Source organism: Cupriavidus ulmosensis, from assembly GCF_977008105.1.
Map to the genome: position 1 here is coordinate 856274 of NZ_CDRMWP010000002.1, position 15099 is coordinate 871372.

Consider the following 15099-nt stretch of genomic DNA (forward strand, 5'->3'; position numbering starts at 1 on the left):
TACAATGAGTCCATATTATAAGTTTCAATTCCATAATATGGACTCATGGACCCCCGATGCCACTAGACACCCCCGACACCGAACCCCTCACGCCCTACCAGTATCCCAATCCGCCGCACGCGCTGCCCGAGATCGTGGTGCCGCACGCCATTCCCACGGACGAGCGGCTGTGGGTGCCGCAGGCGGAGAACGTGTGGTTCCGGCCGCTGTGCCTGAACGCCAGCCAGGGCTACTGGATGAACCTGCTGCGCGTGCGCAAGTCCGGCGTGCTGAGCCGGCACCGCCATCCGCAGGCCGTGCACGGCTTCGTGCTCAAGGGCCGCTGGCGGTATCTCGAGCATGACTGGGAGGCCACCGAGGGCAGCTACGTCTTCGAGCCGCCGGGCGAGACCCATACGCTGTACGTGCCGCCCGACGTGGAGGAGATGATCACCTACTTCCAGGTCAACGGCGTCATGTACTACACCGATCCGTGGGGCAAGGGCATGGGCTATGAGGACGTGTTCACCAAGATCGAGATGTGCAAGGCGCATTTCGCGGCGGTGGGCCTGGGCGCGGAATACGTGGACCAGTTCATCCGCTGAGTTCATCCGCTGAGTGCCGCGCGGCGCATGGCGCCGGGAAGTATGAGCTGGCCAGCGAGCCGGCCGGAGAAGCCACGCCAGATGCGCAGTCGCGGCAGCCAACAGCAAGACGCGACAAGACAAGACCACAAGAGGAGACAACATGACAAGGCAGCCCCGTTTTGCCCCGATGCGCGTGCGCGCCATGCTGGCCGTGGCGGGCGCGTTGCTCGCCGTCGCCAGCGCGCCGGCGATGGCGCAGGCCACCGCGCAGGCAACCCCGCAGGCAACCCCATTCCCCACGCATGGCATGGAACTGGTGGTGCCGTTCCAGGCCGGCGGCGGCACCGACGCGCTGGCGCGCGCGTTCGCGGAGTCGTCGCGCAAGCACCTGCCGCAGAGCATCGTGGTGGTCAACAAGCCGGGCGCCAGCGGCGCGATCGGCTGGGCCGACGTGGCCAACGCGCACCCGGACGGCTACAAGCTCTCGCTGCTCACGGCGGACCTGACCATCGTGCCGCACCTGGGCCTGACCAAGCTGACCTACGAGAACTTCGTGCCGATCGCGCGGCTCAACGCCGATCCGTCGGCCATCACGGTGCGCAGCGATTCGCCGTACACCACGGTGGAGGCGTTCCTGGAGGCCGCGCGCAAGGATCCGGGCGCCATGCGCGTGGGCAATGCCGGCAACGGCTCGATCTGGCACCTGGCCGCCGCCGCGCTGGAGGACAAGACCGGCACCAGGTTCAACCACATCCCGTTCCAGGGCGGCAACCCGGCCGTGCTGGCGCTGCTGGGCGGGCATATCGACGCGGTCACGGTCAGCCCGGCCGAGGTGTCGGTCTACGTGGCGGCCGGCAAGCTCAAGACATTGGCGGTGATGGCGGACCAGCGCGTCAAGGGTTTCGAGTCGGTGCCGACGCTCAAGGAGCGCAACATCGACCTGTCGATCGGCACCTGGCGCGGCATCGGCGTGCCGCGCGGCACGCCGCCCGAGGTGGTGGCGGTGCTGCGCACGGCGGCCGCCAGGACCGCGGCGGAGCCCGCGCTGCGCGAGACGATGGACAAGCAGAACCTGGGCTTCGCCTATGCGGACCAGGACGAGTTCCGCAACGCGATGGCGAAGGACAACGCCTACTTCAAGTCGCTGATCGCCAAGGTCGGCCTCGGCCACTGACGGCGCGGCCGCGCGCGCTGGCCGGGCGCGCGGTCTTCATCCTTCCCCGTTCTTCCCTGTTCTTCCCCATTTCCGCTTCGCAGGATTTTCCCGCCACCATGACTTTCCAGACCGACCTCTTTCGCGGCAAGCGCGCGCTTGTCTCGGGCGCCACCCAGGGCATCGGCGCCGCGGTGGCCAACCGCCTCGCGCGGCTCGGCGCCCACGTCACCGCCACCGGCATCGACGCTGGCGACGGCTCGCTCGACGCCGGCGTCGCGGTCAGGCTGGTCGACGTGACCGACACGCAGGCGGTGGACGCGCTGGTGTCCGGCTTCGACGCGCTCGACATCGTGGTGAACTGCGCCGGCATCATCCGCCGCGGCGACGAGCACGACGTGGACGTGTTCGCGCAGGTGCTCGACGTCAACCTGACCGGCACCATGCGCGTATGCGGCGCCGCGCGCTCGCGGCTGGCGGCGCGGCGCGGGGTGATCGTCAACACGGCGTCGATGCTGAGCTTCTTCGGCGGCGCGCTGGTGCCGGGCTACGCCGCCAGCAAGGGCGGGGTGGCGCAGCTGACCAAGTCGCTGGCGCTGGCCTACGCGGCCGACGGCATCCGCGTCAACGCGGTGGCGCCGGGCTGGATCGCCACGCCGCTGACGCAGGCCTTGCAGGACGACCCGGCGCGCGCCGGCCCGATCCTGCAGCGCACGCCGCTGGCGCGCTGGGGCGAGCCCGACGACGTGGCGGACGCGGTGGCCTTCCTGTGCGCGCCGGCCGCGCGCTTCGTCACCGGCGTGATCCTGCCGGTCGACGGCGGCTACCTCGTGGCATAAGGCGCGACGCACTACAGATCGCGCGACGACGACAGCGCCGGACTCTCCGCGATGCGCCTGCCGATCTCGCGGCAGGCCGCCAGCAGCGGCTCGACGTAGGCGGCGCGCGGATCGTCCTTCTGCATGAAGCGCAGCGTGCTGACGCTGACCGCCGCCACCGGCTGGCCGCGCGTATCGAGGACCGGCGCGCCGAAGCAATAGATGCCGGCCTCGTTTTCCTCGTCGTCCACCGACCAGCCCTGCGCGCGGAAGGTGTCCAGTTGCCGGCGCAGCGCATCGGCTTGCGTCATGGTGTTGGGCTGGTAGCGCGGCATCGGCAACTGCGCCAGGATCGCGTCCCGCTCCCCGGGCGCCAGCATCGACAGGTAGGCCTTGCCGACCGCGGTCGAATGCAGCGCCACCGCCGCGCCGATGCGCGAGGCCATGCGTACCGCCGCCAGGCTTTCCAGCTTCTCGATGTAGATCATGGTGTTGCCGTTGGGCACGGCGAGGTGCACCGTCTCGCCGGTCACGTCGCGCAGCGTCTTCAGCGCTTCCACCGCGGCCAGGCGCAGGTCCGAGCGTGACCAGCTGCGGCTGGCCAGCTGCATCAGCCGCGGGCCGAGCACCAGCGCGCCGTCGCGCCCGTCCTCGCGCAGCATGCCTTCGGCCACCAGCGCCGCCACGATGCGGTAGACGGTGGGCTTGGGATAGCCGCTTTGCTTCACCAGCGCGGCCATGCTGGCCGGCCCCTCCGCGTCGGCCACCAGTTGCAGCACGTGCATGAACTTGGAGAACGCGGCCGTGCCCGCCACCTTGGCGACGGGCGCGGTTTCATGCGTGGTGGAATCGGTCATGAAGCGAGGGCGTGGGGAAGGCCGGAGGGAAGCAAATTATCGCCGATCGTGGTGGCCGGCGGTACTGCCGGCGATGGTGTCTGGTGGTGCTTCTCAGCGCGAGACCGCTTCCAGCGGCGGCAGCGTCTTCTCCACGTCGGCGATGACCGCGCGCAACTGGCTGGCGAAGGCTTCCGCCGCCGGCGACAGCGAGCGGTCGTGCCGGTGCAGCAGGCCGATGGTGCGGCGGGCCGAGGCTTCCTGCAGCGGCTTGCTCTGCAGGCCGTCCATGTTGAGTTCGGGCAGCGCCAGCCGCGGCAGCACGGTAATGCCCACGCCGCGCCGCACCAGGCCGGTGGCGGTGGTCATGTGGGTGACGTCGTAGCGCGAATGCGTGGTCGAGGCGGCGGCCGACGCGGACACGGCGCGGTCGAACTGCTGGCGCACGCTCGATCCCTGCGAAAGCAGGATGAGGTCGTACTGTTCCAGGTCGCGCCAGTACACCGCGGGGCGCCGCGACAGCGCGTGCTGCGCGGGGAAGACGGCGTAGAAGCTGTCGGCCAGCAGCGGCTGGAAGGTCAGGTCGCTGGTCGGCTCGAGCATGGTGGCCAGCGCGAACTCGATCTGGTTGGTGCGCAGCATCTCGAGCAGCTCGTCGTTGTGCGCTTCGAGCACGCGCACGCCGAGCGAGGGCCGCGCCGCGCTGAGCGCGGCGAGCGCCGGCGGGATCAGCGTCAGCGAGGTGGACGGCAGCGCGCCGAGCACGATGGAGCCGCGCTTGACCGCGGCCAGTTCCGACACGCTGCGGTAAGCCTCTTCGAGATCGGTCAGCGGACGGCGCACGCGCGCGAGGAATTCGCGGCCCGCCGTGGTCAGCTCGATCTTGCGCGTGGTGCGCTCGAACAGCCGGACCTCCAGCACGTCTTCGAGATCGCGGATCAGCGCCGTGAACGATGGTTGCGTCACGCCGAGCCGGTCGGCCGCGTGCGTGAACGAGCCTGTCTCCACCGCCAGCAGAAATGCCTTGATCGGGCGGTATTTTATATTGATTGCCATCGGCTAATAGTAGCAAGGAAATTCCAATTTGTTCCTATCAATCTTCTGCTCCATGATGGGTCGATACCTGCGGTGAGCGGCGGCGGCGATCGCGGCCACGCGGGTATCGGACACAACTCTTCCAAGGAGCCGAGGTGCCGGAGACAGTGGAGACAGCAGAGACAAGCGATACGAACGAGGCAGCCGGCGAAGCCGCATTGTGCCTGCGCTTCGAGCAGGCCATGCGCGGCGCCGCCGCGCATGCGGAGTTGGTGCGGCGCGGCAGGACGCTCACGGCGGACGTCCTCGTGCATATCGGAGCGGCGCCCGTGCTGCTGCGCATCGAGCGCGGCGCGGTGGTCGAGTGCACCCGCAGCATTCCGCTGCTGTGCTCGACCCGCTTCTCGGTCCGGGGCACCGCGCAGGCGTGGCGCAAGCTGTGGGAGCCGGTGCCCGAGGCGGGCTGGCACGACCTGTTCGCGCTGACCAAGCGCGGCAGCATGCAGTTCGAGGGAGGCATGCAGCCGCTGCTGGCGCACCTGCAATACGTCAAGGACCTGCTCGCGCTGCCGCGCCGGGGAGCGCTGCCATGAGCGCCGCCTTCATCGAGCCGATGGTCGGCCGCTACCTGCACGTGGAGATCGGTGGCCAGGACTGTCGCGTCTACTTCGAGGAATGCGGCAGCGGCATTCCGCTGGTGTGCCTGCACACGGCGGGCGCGGATTCGCGCCAGTTCCGCCACCTGCTGTGCGACGAGGCCGTGACCAGCCAGTACCGTGTGATCGCCTTCGACATGCCGTGGCACGGCAAGTCCTATCCGCCCGAGGGCGCGCAGGACGGCGAATACCAGCTGACCACGGAGCGCTACGTGGAAACCATCCGCGCGTTCTGCGCGGCGCTCGGGCTGGAACAACCCGTGGTGATGGGCTGCTCGATCGGCGGGCGCATCGTGCTGCAGCTGGCGCATGCGCACGGCGCGGAATTCCGCGCGCTGATCGGGCTGGAGGCGGCCGATTTCCAGCAGCCCTGGTACGACACCGCCTGGCTGCATCGCGGCGATGTGCACGGCGGCGAGGTGTGCGCGGCGCTGGTGTCGGGGCTGGTGGCGCCGCAGAGCCCGGCGCGCTATCGCCACGAGACGCTGTGGCAGTACATGCAGGGCGGCCCCGGCGTGTTTCGCGGCGACCTCTATTTCTATCGCGTCGATGCCGACCTGCGCGGCAAGCTGGGCAACATCGACGCGCGCGCCACGCCGCTCTACCTGCTGACCGGCGAATACGACTTCTCGTGCTCGCCGGACGACACGCGCCGCACCGCGCGCGGCATCGACGGCGCGCATGTGGTCGAGATGAAGGAGGTCGGCCACTTTCCCATGAGCGAGAACCCGGAGCAGTTCCGCCGCTACATCCTGCCGGTGCTGGCGCAGATCGCGGCGCAGCCGGGCTGATTTGCCACGACCCGCGCCGGCACGGCGCGACGGTTTCAAAAAAACAAGACGGAGACAAGAATGAACGCAAGAATGACGATGCTGCTGTCGGCGGCGTTGCTGGCGCCGTGCGCGCTGCACGCGCAGGAGACGCTGAAGATCGGCGCTGTGGTGACCTTGTCCGGCGCCGGCGCGGCGTGGGGCCAGGCGCTGCTGTACGGCGCCGAGCTGGCCGCGGACGATGTCAACGCCAAGGGCGGCCTCGACGTGGCCGGCAAGCGCTACAAGGTGCAGGTGATCCCCTACGACGACAAGTACCAGTCCAGCGACGCCGTGACCGTCACCAACCGGCTGGTGTCGGACGACAAGGTGAAATACATCATCGGCCCGGTCGGCTCGGCGCCGGCGCTGGCGGTGGCGCCGATCACCGAGCGCAACAAGGTCATCGTGATGACGCTGGGCTTCACCACCAAGGCCATCGGCGCCGACAAGCCGTTCACCTTCCGCCCCAACCTGACCACCGAGGAAACCTCGCTGCCGCAGATCACGTGGCTGGTGAAAAGCCGCAACCTGAAGAAGATCGGCGCGCTGTTTCCCAACGACGAGACCGGCCAGCAGATCGCCCGCGACCTGGAAAAGGCCTATGGCGCGGCCGGCGCCACGCTGTCGTCGAAGGAGTTCTTCGACCGCCAGCGCGTGGACATGGTGCCGCTGCTCACGCGCATCATCGGCGCCGGCGTGGACGCCATCGAGCTCGACGGCAACTCGCCGGCCACCGCCGGTCTGATCGTGCGGCAGGCGCGCGAGCTCGGCTTCAAGGGCCTGATTATCCGCAGCGGCGGACCGTCCACGCCGGAGATCGTCGCGGTCGCCGGCAAGGCGGCGGCCGAGGGAATGATGGTCAACGCGCCGGTGGACCCGGCCAACACCGCGGTGAAGGCCTACGGCGAGCGCTACGCCGCCAAGTACAAGAAGAACATGAACGGCTTCAGCCCGGCCTTCTACGACGGCACCCACATGCTGTTCCTGGCCATGCAGAAGGCCGGCACCGTTGCCGACACCGACAAGGTGCGCGTGGCGCTCGAGCAGATCCGGGACTACCGGGGCATCCTCGGCGTGCTGAACTGGACCGGGCAGGACGTGTACGGCGCCAGCCACCAGATCGACGCGCCGTACTTCATCTCCGAGGTGAAGGACGGGCAGGAAGTGGTGCGCGCCCGCTGCAACCTGAAGGCGTGCCAGTAGGCGCGCCGGCACGGAGACGGACATGGATACCTCCACCCTGGTGGCGCAGGCGCTCAGCAACGGCCTCATCATCGGCCTGCTGTACCTGCTGATGGCGGTGGGCTTCACGCTGGTGTTCGGCGTGATGCGCATCGTCAATTTCGCCCACAGCGAGTTCTACATGCTCGGCGCCTTCGCGGCCTACGTGCTGGTGTCGGACTGGCACATGCCGTTCCTCGCGGCGGTCGGCGTGGCCTTCGCGCTGGCGGTCGTGTTCGGCTGGCTGGTCGAGTGGCTGGTGCTTAAGCCGTTCCGCCACGACGAGCTCAACGGCATGATCGCCACCATCGGCCTGGCGATGATCCTGCAGGCCGTGGCGCTGATGGTGTTCGGCCCCGATCCGCAGTTCATGCCTTCGGTGGCCGAGGGCGCGGTGTCGCTGGGCGGCGTGACCTTGCCGATGTCGCGCCTGTACGTGGTGGGGTTCTCGGCCGCGGTGCTGCTGGTGCTCTACGTGTTCCTCGGCCACACGCGCACCGGCCGCGCGCTGCGCGCGGTGGTGCAGGACATGGAGATCGCCACCGCGCAGGGCGTGCGCGCGAAGTTCATGTACCCGCTGGGCTTCGGCATCGGCGTGGGGCTGGCGGCGATTGCGGGGGCGCTGATGGCGCCGCTGTTCTCGGTGTCGCCGTTCATCGGCGCGACGCCGCTGCTCAAGGCCTTCATCGTGGTCATCCTGGGCGGGCTGGGCAGCATTCCCGGCGCGGCGCTGGCCAGCCTGCTGCTCGGCGTGGCGGAGAGCTTCGGCAGCACCTTTCTCAAGAGCAGCACCGCCGACATCCTGATCTTCGCCCTGGTGATGGTGGTGCTGGTGATCAGGCCGGCCGGCCTGCTCGGACGCGCGGAGACCTGATATGCCGGACCACAAGATCGTTCTTCCGCCGGCCGGCGCGCTGCAGGACGTGGCGTTGCCGGGCGGGCAGCGCAAGCCGGGCGCGCGCGCGGGGCTGGCGCTGGCCGCGGCCGTGCTGCTGGCGGCGCCGCTGGTGTTCGACCAGCCGTTCTACCTGCACCTGGCCATCCTGGTGTGCATCAACGTCGTCATCGTCAGCGGCTTGTCGCTGCTGACGCGCGCCGGCCAGGTGTCGCTGTGCCACGGCGCCTTCGTCGGGCTGGGCGCCTACGCCGCGGCGCTGCTGGTGATGCGCGGGGGCATGCCGTTCGTCGCCGGCGCGGCAGTGGCCATGCTGGCGGCGGGCGCGGTTGCCTTCCTGCTGGGCGCGATCATCCTGCGGCTCACCGGCGTCTACTTCGTGCTGATCACCTTCGCCTTCGGCGAGCTGGTGCGGCTGGGTTTGCTGGAGTGGGAAAGCGTGACCGGCGGCGCCAACGGTATCACCGGCATCCCGCCGGCGGCGCCGTTCGGCTTTGCCTTCGAGAGCAAGAGCGCGTTCTATTGCCTGGCCGCCGCGGTGGCCGCCGCGTGCGTGGCGTTCCTGTGGGTGCTGTTCCGCTCGCCGGCCGGCCACGCCATCGACGCGGTGGGCGAGAACGCCGCGCTGGCCGAGGCCAGCGGCGTCAGCGTGCGCGGCACGCAGTTGTTCGCCTTCACCGCCGGCAGCGCGCTGGCCGGGCTGGGCGGCGCGCTGACGGCGCACTACCTGGGCTACATCTCGCCGGAGTCGTTCAACGTCGCGTTGTCGACCGCGGTCATCATCATGCTGGTGGTGGGCGGACGCAGCTTCATCCTGGGGCCGGTGGTCGGCGCGCTGGTGATGACGCCGCTGCCCGAGCTGTTCCGCGGCGCGGTGGAGAGCCAGAACATTTTCTACGGCGTGGCGCTGATCCTGATGCTGCGCTTCCTTCCCCAGGGCCTCGCGGGACTGGCGCAGCGCAGGCGCGGAGCACGGCAATGAACGAGATCCTCAAGGTCGAGCAACTCGACAAGACCTTCGGCGGCCTGAAGGCCGTCTCCGGGCTGAGCTTCAGCGTGGCCGCGAACGAGATCGTCGGCCTGATCGGTCCCAACGGCGCGGGCAAGAGCACCGCCTTCAACCTCATCAGCGGCAGCATCGCGCCGTCCGGCGGCACCGTGACGTTCCACGGCCGCGACATCACCGGCCAGCGTCCCAGCCGCGTGGTCAGGCACGGGCTGGCGCGTACGTTCCAGTCGGCGTCGGTCTACCCGCGCGCCACGGTGGCCGAGAACATCTACCGCGGCGCCATCTCCACGCTGCCCGGCTCGGTATGGACGCAGGCGCTGCCCAGCGCGGGCCGGCGCGCGGGGCTGGCGCGCATCGCGCGCGAGGTCGGCGAGATCCTCGAGCTGACCGGGCTGGGGCCGTACCGCGACGTGCCGGCGGGAGGACTTGCCTACGGCCACCAGAAGAAGCTGGGCGTGGCCATCGGCATCGCCACGCGGCCGTCGCTGCTGCTGCTCGACGAGCCCGCCGCCGGCCTCAACGGCGAGGAGTGCGCCGAGTTCGGGCGCCTGCTGCGGGTGCTGCGCGAGCAGCGCGGGCTGGCGCTGCTGCTGGTGGAGCACCACATGGCGCTGGTGATGGAGCTGTGCCAGCGCATCGTGGTGCTGGTGCAGGGCAGGAAGGTGGCCGAGGGCACGCCCGCGGCCATCCGCGCCAATCCCGCCGTGATCGAAGCCTACCTGGGAGCCCCCGACTATGCCCATTCTTGAAGCGCGCAACCTCGCGGTGCGGTACGGTCCGCTGGAAGCCGTGCGCGATGTGTCCTTCACCGTGGGCGAGGGCGAGATCGTGGCGCTGGTGGGCTCCAACGGCGCCGGCAAGACCACCACGCTCAAGGCGCTGATGGGCCTGAAGGCGCTCAGCCGCGGCAAGCTGTCGTGGGCCGGCCAGGACATCGCCGCGCATTCCGCCGCGGCGCGCGTGGAGCGCGGCATCGCGCTGTCGCCCGAGGGCCGGCGGCTGTTCGCGCGCATGACGGTGCTGGAGAACCTGGAGGTCGGCGCGCACACCGTGCGCTCGGCCACGCTGCGCCGCCGCACCATCGACCAGGTGTACGCGCTGTTCCCGCGCGTGGCCGAGCGCCGCCGGCAGCTGGCCGGCTCGCTGTCGGGCGGCGAGCAGCAGATGGTGGCCATCGGCCGCGCCATGATGGCGCAGCCGCGCCTGCTGATGCTGGACGAACCCTCGCTGGGCCTGGCGCCGAAGGTGATCGCCGAGATCGCCGCGGCGGTGGAGTCGATCAACCGCGAGAGCGGCACCTCGATCATCCTGGTGGAGCAGAACGCGCGCCTGGCGCTGAAGCTGTCGCACCACGCCTACGTGCTGGAGCAGGGCGAGGTGGTGCGCGCCGGCACCGGCGCGGAACTGCTGGCCGACGATTTCGTGCAGAAGGCCTATCTCGGCGTGTAGCGGCGCATGCGAACATCGGAACACGGGAACACGCAAACACGAACAAACACAGGAGACGACCAGACGATGCAACAGCAACCCTTGCCCGAATACGAGATCTACGCGCTGCGCTTCGCCAGCATGGCGCGGCGCACCGGCGACAACTTCATCTTCCGGGACGAGCACGACGCGGCGGTGTCGATGGACTTCTTCGTCTGGCTGGTGCGCCACGGCCAGACCGCGATCCTGGTCGATACCGGCTTCGGCGAGCGCAGTGCCAGCAGCCGCCAGCGCGCGCTGGAGCATTGCCCGATCGAGGCGCTGCGCCATCTCGACGTGGACCCGTCGGCTATCCGCGACGTGGTGATCACGCACCTGCACTGGGACCACGCCGGCAACCTCGACAAGCTGCCCAACGCCACCTTCCACATCCAGGATGCCGAGGTCGAGTACGCCACCGGCCGCTGCATGTGCGAGCCGACGATGCGGCGCGCCTACGCGGTGGAGGACGTGTGCGACCTCGTGCGCCGCGTCTACGAGGAGCGCGTGCGTTTTCACGACGGCAACGCCACGCTCGCGCCCGGCGTGGAGCTGATGCACATCGGCGGCCATACCAGGGGGCTGCAGGCGGTGCGCGTGCATACCGCGCGCGGCTGGGTGGTGCTGGCCTCCGACGCGGCGCACTACTACGCCAACATGGAGCGCCGCAACCCGTTCCCGATCGTGCTGAACGTGGCCGCCATGCTGGCCGGCCATGCCACGCTGGCGGCCGCTGCCGCGTCGCCGGACCACATCGTGCCGGGGCACGACCCGCTGGTGCTGCGGCGCTATCCGCGCGTGGCCGGCGTGCCGGTGGACGTGGCCTGCCTGCACCTGCCGCCGGCCGCCATTGCCTAGGTGTTCCGCATTCATTGGTGCCAGCTAATAAATCCCGATGAATATCAATTTGTCCCTATGAATGCCGCGCGCGATGATGGCATGGCCGTCCCGCGCATCCTCCCGCCCGCGGCGGGAGCCGGACATCCAAACTTCTTCCTCCGACACATCATGGACGCATCCACCATCAGACCCTTTCGCCTCGGCGCCGGATGGCGCACCAGCCAGGGCGACGACAGCACCGTCATCACCTCGATCAACCCGGCCGACGGCAGCATCGCCGGCATCGTCACCCGGGCCTTGCCCAAGGACGTGGACGAAGCCGTCGCCATCGCCTGGGAAGCGTTCCGCACCCGGCCGTGGCGCAAGCTGCGGCCCGACCAGCGCGCCACCACGCTGTACGAGATCGGGCGCCGCCTGGCGGCAGAGCGCGAGCCGCTCGCGCGCCTGCAGATGCTCGACAGCGGCAAGCCGAGGAAGGAATGCCTGAACATGGTCGACATGGCGGCCGGCAACTTCCGCTACTACGCCGCCGTGTGCGAGACCTGGCAGAACGAGATGACGGCGCCGCGCGGCGAGTATTTCTCGATGGCGCTGGCCGAGCCGTTCGGCGTGGTGGCCACCATCACGCCGTGGAACTCGCCGATCATGAACGAGGCGCAGAAGGCCGCGCCCGCGCTGGCCGCCGGCAACGCGGTGCTGGTCAAGCCGTCCGAGGAAACGCCGCAGCTGGCGCTGGAGCTCGCGCGCATCTGCGCCGAGGCCGGCCTGCCCGAAGGGCTGCTGACGGTGCTGCCGGGCTACGGCGAGGACGTCGGCGCGGCGCTGGTCAGGCATCCGGGCGTGCGCATGGTGTCGTTTACCGGCGGCACCGAGACCGGCCGCGTCATCGGCGCGATCGCCGGGCAGCGCCTGATTCCGGTCGGGCTGGAGCTGGGCGGCAAGTCGCCGCACATCGTGTTCGAGGACGCGGATCTCGACAAGGCCGTCGCGGGCGTGGTCTCGGGCATCTTCGGCTCGGCCGGCCAGAGTTGCGTGGCGGGCTCGCGCCTGTTCGTGCAGAAATCGGTCTACCGGCGCTTCATGGACGCGCTGGTCGCGCGCGCGCTGGCCGTGCGCGTCGGCCTGCCCGACGACCCGGCCACGCAGATGGGCCCGCTGGTCTCGCGCGCGCACCGCGACAAGGTGGCGGGCTACGTCGACCTGGCGCGCCAGGAAGGCGGCAAGGTGCTGGCCGGCGGCGCGATTCCCGCCGACGCCGCGCTGCGCCACGGCTGGTTCTACCAGCCGACCGTGATCGAGGGGCTGTCCAACCGCGCGCGCGTGTGCCAGGAAGAGATCTTCGGCCCGGTGCTGGTGGCGCTGCCGTTCGACGACGAGGCCGACGTGATCGAGCAGGGCAACGGCACCGCGTTCGGCCTGGGCGCCGGCATGTGGACCGGCGACTACGCCCGCGCGTGGCGCGTGGCGCGCGAGCTGGAAGCCGGCTCGGTCTGGATCAACACCTACAAGCAATCGCACATCGCCACGCCGTTCGGCGGCTTCAAGGACAGCGGCATCGGCCGCGAAAAGGGATTGCACGGTCTGCGCCTGTATAGCCAGGTCAAGAGCGTGTACTGGGGACTGCACGAAAAACCGCTGGGACTGTAAAACGAGATGACCAACACGACCAATACAATCAGCACAACGAAAGACGCCGCCCTGCCGCTGCGCGGCGCGCGCATCCTGATCGCCGGCGCCGCCAGCCTGGTGGGCTCGCACACCGCCGACCTGCTGCTCGAGGCCGGCGTCGGCGAAGTGCTGCTGCTCGACAACTTCGCCTTTGGCACGCTCGATGCCATCGCGCACCTGCAGGACAACCCGCGCGTGAAGATCGTCAGGGCCGACCTGATGCGCCTGCCTGACCTGCTGGCCGCCACCGAGGGCGTGGACGGCGTGCTGCACCTGGCGGCCTACATGACGCTCGGCTTCGCGCAGACGCCGTGGCAGGCGGTGGACGTCAACGTGCGCGGCGCGCAGAACATGCTCGAGGCGTGCCGCGTGAACAAGGTGAAGAAGGTGGTGTTCGCCTCGTCCAACGCGGTCTACGGCTACGGCACCGGCATCCAGGGCGCGCTGGAGGAGGGCGGCCCGTTCCATTCGACCGGCGCGCCGCCCGCGGCGATCCTGTACGGCGCCTCCAAGATCATGGGCGAGCAGCTGTGCCGCCAGTTCTACCAGAAGCACCAGCTCGACTACGTGGTGCTGCGCTACTCCACGGTGTACGGCGAGCGCCAGCACTACCGCGCGGCCAATTCGCTGTACATCATGCAGACCTACGACCGCGTGCGCGCCGGCGAGCCGCCGGTGCTGCCCGGCGACGGCACCGACACCAAGCACTTCGTGCACGTCTCCGACGTGGCGCGCGCCAACCTGGCCGCGTTCGAGAGCGGCGCCACCGACGTGGCCGTCAACGTGTCCGGCCCCGAGCCGGTCACTACCGGCGAGCTGGTGCGGCTGGTGCTGGAATTCTGCAAGAGCGACCTCAAGCCCGAGATCCGCCCCGACCCGCCCGGCACCGTGCGGCTGACCTCGGGCGGCGCCTTCCACATCCCGCACGACCTCGCCGGCCGGCTGATCGGCTGGCAGCCGACCGTGCGCATGCGCGAAGGCGTGAACCGCCTGCTGGCCTGGCGCGAGGCGCAGGAGGCGCGCTGAATGCGCTGAGCATTCAGCCGCGTGCTGCGGGGCGCGGCAGCACGACCGACGCATGCCGGCCATGTACCGGCATGCGCGTCATGAGCAAAGGAGACAAGACGAGATGCAGCTACGTTCACGACTCGGCGGCGTGGTGCTGTCGCTATGCGCGCTGCTGTGCGCGGCGCCGGCCCGGGCCTGGCCGGACAAGCCCATCGAGCTGGTGGTGGGGTTCGCCGCTGGCGGCGGCACCGACCTGACTGCCCGCGCGCTGGCCAGCTTTCTCGGCAAGGCGCTGGGCGCTTCCGTGGTGGTGGTCAACAAGCCGGGCGCGGCCGGCGGCATCGGGCTGGCCTACGTGGCGCGCGCGCGGCCGGACGGCTACACGCTCGGCATGACCAACATGCCCGGCCTGGTGACATTGCCGATCGAGCGCAACGCCGGTTTCGGCGCCGGCGACTTCACCTACCTCGCCACGCTGGTGCGCGACCCCAGCGCGTTCAGCGTGAGCCGCGACAGCCCCTACAAGACGCTCGCCGAGCTGATCGCCGCGGCGAAGAAGGACCCCGGCGCGATCAGCTACGGCTCGACCGGCTCCGGCACCGACGACCACCTGGCGATGGTGATGTTCGAGGGCCTCACCGGCACGCAGCTCAACCACGTGCCGTTCAACGGCGCCGGCCCGATGCGCAACGCGCTGATGGGCGGGCACACCGTCATCGCCGGCATGAACCTGGGCGAGGCGCTGCCCTACGACGGCCGCACCGTGCGCATCCTGGCGCAGGCCTCGGCCGGGCGCTCGAAGCTCGCGCCGGCGGTGCCGTCGTTCCGCGAGCAGGGCGTCGATCTGGTGTTCGCGTCCGAGCGCGGCGTGGTCGCGCCCAGGGGGCTGCCGTCCGCGGTGGAGAAGCAGCTTGGCGCCGCGCTCCGGCAGGTGGCGCTGGACCCCGCGTTCCAGCAGATGATGAAGACCCAGTTTACCGAGATGGACTACTTGCCCGGCCCCGAGTGGAAGCAACGCCTGGACGGCGCCGAGGCGGGATTCCGGCGCATGTGGGCGGCCCATCACTGGATCGAATGAACGGCTTCGCGTGACCTCCACCAACCGACAAGGCGAC

General features: G+C 69.8%; 16 protein-coding genes. 14 read left to right on the forward strand and 2 right to left on the reverse strand.

What is annotated here, in order from left to right; genetic code table 11:
• Positions 1–56: 56 nt before the first annotated feature.
• The 3 genes from ACWTPI_RS23690 (at position 57) to ACWTPI_RS23700 (ending at position 2558) form a co-directional block, all read left to right on the forward strand.
• A complete protein-coding gene (locus ACWTPI_RS23690; protein ID WP_020200610.1) occupies positions 57–584 on the forward strand; it encodes a 2,4'-dihydroxyacetophenone dioxygenase family protein in 528 nt (175 codons plus the stop codon).
• A gap of 142 nt (positions 585–726) precedes the next feature.
• Complete coding sequence (locus ACWTPI_RS23695; protein ID WP_454732905.1) at positions 727–1740, forward strand: tripartite tricarboxylate transporter substrate binding protein; 1014 nt, start codon at positions 727–729, stop codon at positions 1738–1740.
• 98 nt (positions 1741–1838) lie between these two features.
• The gene (locus tag ACWTPI_RS23700; RefSeq protein WP_059413621.1) at positions 1839–2558 is read left to right on the forward strand and encodes an SDR family NAD(P)-dependent oxidoreductase; all 720 of its coding nucleotides are present in this window, start codon (positions 1839–1841) and stop codon (positions 2556–2558) included.
• An 11-nt stretch (positions 2559–2569) separates the two neighbouring features.
• Here ACWTPI_RS23700 and ACWTPI_RS23705 read toward each other — a convergent pair whose 3' ends face one another.
• Entirely contained in the window at positions 2570–3394 is an 825-nt protein-coding gene (locus tag ACWTPI_RS23705) for an IclR family transcriptional regulator (protein WP_020200607.1), read from the reverse strand.
• Between the two features lie 93 nt (positions 3395–3487).
• A complete protein-coding gene (locus ACWTPI_RS23710) occupies positions 3488–4429 on the reverse strand; it encodes a LysR family transcriptional regulator (protein WP_020200606.1) in 942 nt (313 codons plus the stop codon).
• 146 nt (positions 4430–4575) lie between these two features.
• Between ACWTPI_RS23710 and ACWTPI_RS23715 the strand changes: the two genes are divergently transcribed.
• The 11 genes from ACWTPI_RS23715 to ACWTPI_RS23765 all read left to right on the forward strand — a co-directional run bounded on the left by ACWTPI_RS23715 (position 4576) and on the right by ACWTPI_RS23765 (position 15062).
• Positions 4576–5001: a hypothetical protein gene (locus ACWTPI_RS23715; protein WP_155887900.1), complete on the forward strand. Its 426-nt coding sequence runs from the start codon at positions 4576–4578 to the stop codon at positions 4999–5001.
• On the forward strand, positions 4998–5855 hold the full coding sequence (locus tag ACWTPI_RS23720; protein ID WP_454732906.1) for an alpha/beta fold hydrolase: 858 nt from the start codon (positions 4998–5000) through the stop codon (positions 5853–5855). The genes ACWTPI_RS23715 and ACWTPI_RS23720 overlap by 4 nt, the downstream gene beginning before the upstream one ends.
• A 72-nt stretch (positions 5856–5927) precedes the next feature.
• Positions 5928–7079 (forward strand): ABC transporter substrate-binding protein, encoded by a 1152-nt coding sequence (locus tag ACWTPI_RS23725; RefSeq protein WP_020200603.1) that lies wholly within the window; start codon positions 5928–5930, stop codon positions 7077–7079.
• Positions 7080–7101: 22 nt separating this feature from the next.
• On the forward strand, positions 7102–7971 hold the full coding sequence (locus ACWTPI_RS23730) for a branched-chain amino acid ABC transporter permease (RefSeq protein WP_059413615.1): 870 nt from the start codon (positions 7102–7104) through the stop codon (positions 7969–7971).
• Position 7972: 1 nt separating this feature from the next.
• Positions 7973–8974: a branched-chain amino acid ABC transporter permease gene (locus ACWTPI_RS23735; protein WP_454732907.1), complete on the forward strand. Its 1002-nt coding sequence runs from the start codon at positions 7973–7975 to the stop codon at positions 8972–8974.
• Positions 8971–9750: an ABC transporter ATP-binding protein gene (locus ACWTPI_RS23740; RefSeq protein WP_059413614.1), complete on the forward strand. Its 780-nt coding sequence runs from the start codon at positions 8971–8973 to the stop codon at positions 9748–9750. Before ACWTPI_RS23735 ends, ACWTPI_RS23740 begins: the two co-directional genes overlap by 4 nt.
• A complete protein-coding gene (locus ACWTPI_RS23745) occupies positions 9737–10450 on the forward strand; it encodes an ABC transporter ATP-binding protein (RefSeq protein WP_454732908.1) in 714 nt (237 codons plus the stop codon). The genes ACWTPI_RS23740 and ACWTPI_RS23745 overlap by 14 nt, the downstream gene beginning before the upstream one ends.
• Positions 10451–10516: 66 nt before the next feature.
• Positions 10517–11326 carry an N-acyl homoserine lactonase family protein gene (locus ACWTPI_RS23750; RefSeq protein ID WP_043365013.1) on the forward strand — a complete coding sequence of 270 codons (810 nt, stop codon included), beginning with the start codon at positions 10517–10519 and terminating at the stop codon, positions 11324–11326.
• 150 nt (positions 11327–11476) lie between these two features.
• Complete coding sequence (locus tag ACWTPI_RS23755) at positions 11477–12955, forward strand: aldehyde dehydrogenase (protein WP_454732909.1); 1479 nt, start codon at positions 11477–11479, stop codon at positions 12953–12955.
• Between the two features lie 6 nt (positions 12956–12961).
• Positions 12962–14002: an NAD-dependent epimerase/dehydratase family protein gene (locus ACWTPI_RS23760; protein ID WP_020200595.1), complete on the forward strand. Its 1041-nt coding sequence runs from the start codon at positions 12962–12964 to the stop codon at positions 14000–14002.
• Positions 14003–14105: 103 nt separating this feature from the next.
• Complete coding sequence (locus ACWTPI_RS23765; RefSeq protein ID WP_029043096.1) at positions 14106–15062, forward strand: tripartite tricarboxylate transporter substrate binding protein; 957 nt, start codon at positions 14106–14108, stop codon at positions 15060–15062.
• The last annotated feature ends 37 nt before the right edge of the window (positions 15063–15099 follow it).